The organism is Streptomyces sp. FH025 (genome assembly GCF_017427025.1).
GTDB lineage: Bacteria > Actinomycetota > Actinomycetes > Streptomycetales > Streptomycetaceae > Kitasatospora.
In genome coordinates, this window is record NZ_JAFLNG010001167.1 from 1 (window position 1) to 1,304 (window position 1,304).

Below are 1,304 nucleotides of genomic sequence, written 5' to 3' on the forward strand. Positions count from 1 at the left end.
CGCCCGCTACTCCCCCACCGGCCACGCGTTCGGCGGCGACTCCAGTTCCTCCAGCTCGATCCCCTCCGCCGCCAGCACCACGTCCCCCGCCAGGTGCACGACCTGCTGCTCCCCCGTCTCCAGATCCGCCACCTGGTACCGCTCGACCACCAGCGGCCCCGAGTCCGTGGCGTGCGTGTCGACGCCCTCCAGCAGCCACCCCTGGTCGAAGGTGCGCGGCGCCAGCACCGGCTCGGAGAACGCCACCAGCCGCACCCGCGCGCTCGCCCCCTCCCGCAGCCGCAGCATCCGGGCGGTGGCGACCAGGAAGGCGGGCGAGCGCCCGGTGAAGCCGTGCGCCCGGTCGTGCCCCTCCGTCGCGTGCGCGCCGCCCGGGTCCGCCGCGTCGGTACGGACCCACACCACCCCGTCCACCGCGCCGCCGCGCACCTGCCAGCCGCCCGCCTTGAGCTCCATCCGCAGCGGCCGGGCCCGCGAGTCCAGGGTGAGGTCGAGGCCGCCGATCACCCGCCCGTCCGGCGCGTAGGTCTTGGAGACGTACCGCCACCCGGCCGCCCCGGGCGCGCAACTGAAGCGCTCCTCGCCGAGCAGCAGGTGGTCGTGGGTGTCGTGCAGCGAGTACCGGCCATTGGGCATGCCCGAAGCCTACGTGCGCCTTCCGCGTGCAACGTTCCGGGCGGGCGCCCGCATCAGGCAGTCGGACGGTGCGGAAGACGCGCCGCCGCCACGATGAGAGGAGGTGCGGATGGCGGAGCGAACGCGCGACGCGGAGTTCACGGAATACGTGGCCGCCAGGAGCGGCTGGCTCCGGAAGGTCGCCTATCTGCTGTGCGGGGACTGGCACCGGGCCGACGACCTGGTCCAGGAGAGCATCACCAAGCTGTACGTGCACTGGCCGAAGGCGAGCCGGGCGGACAACCTCGACGGTTACGCCCGCCGGACGCTGGTCAACACCTTCCTCGCCGAGCAGCGCACCTCCTGGTGGCGCCGGACGATCCGCACTGACGTCGAGCCGGACACCGCGGCCGCGAGCATCGACCTGGACGTCTCGCTCGACCTGCGGAAGGCCCTCGCCGCCCTCCCGCCCCGCCAGCGGGCCACCGTCGTCCTCCGGTACTACTGCGACCTGTCGATCGACCAGGCCGCCGAGGCCCTGGGCTGCTCCTCCGGCAACGTGAAGAGCCAGAGCTCGCGCGCTCTGGCGGCCCTGCGCAACAGCCCGCTCACCCACCCCGCCACCGCCGGGAGGATGTCGTGACGAACCTCGACAACGTCGAACTGGCCGTCCGTCTGGCGGACTTGGC

2 protein-coding genes are annotated in these 1,304 nt (G+C 73.5%); one reads left to right on the forward strand and one right to left on the reverse strand.

Annotated elements, in window-relative coordinates; all coding sequences use genetic code 11:
* Positions 1-6 precede the first annotated feature (6 nt).
* Positions 7-636 carry a hypothetical protein gene (locus J0670_RS38175; RefSeq protein ID WP_207817359.1) on the reverse strand — a complete coding sequence of 210 codons (630 nt, stop codon included), beginning with the start codon at positions 634-636 and terminating at the stop codon, positions 7-9.
* Positions 637-745: 109 nt separating this feature from the next.
* On the opposite strand from J0670_RS38175, the gene J0670_RS38180 reads away from it, so the two are divergent.
* The gene (locus J0670_RS38180; RefSeq protein ID WP_207817360.1) at positions 746-1,258 is read left to right on the forward strand and encodes a SigE family RNA polymerase sigma factor; all 513 of its coding nucleotides are present in this window, start codon (positions 746-748) and stop codon (positions 1,256-1,258) included.
* Positions 1,259-1,304 lie beyond the last annotated feature (46 nt).

Bases quoted from the DNA above. Each gene is read 5' to 3' on its own strand.
- J0670_RS38180 (WP_207817360.1), top strand. From the start codon at position 746: ATGGCGGAGCGAACGCGCGACGCGGAGTTCACGGAATACGTGGCCGCC.
- J0670_RS38175 (WP_207817359.1), bottom strand. From the start codon at position 636: ATGCCCAATGGCCGGTACTCGCTGCACGACACCCACGACCACCTGCTG.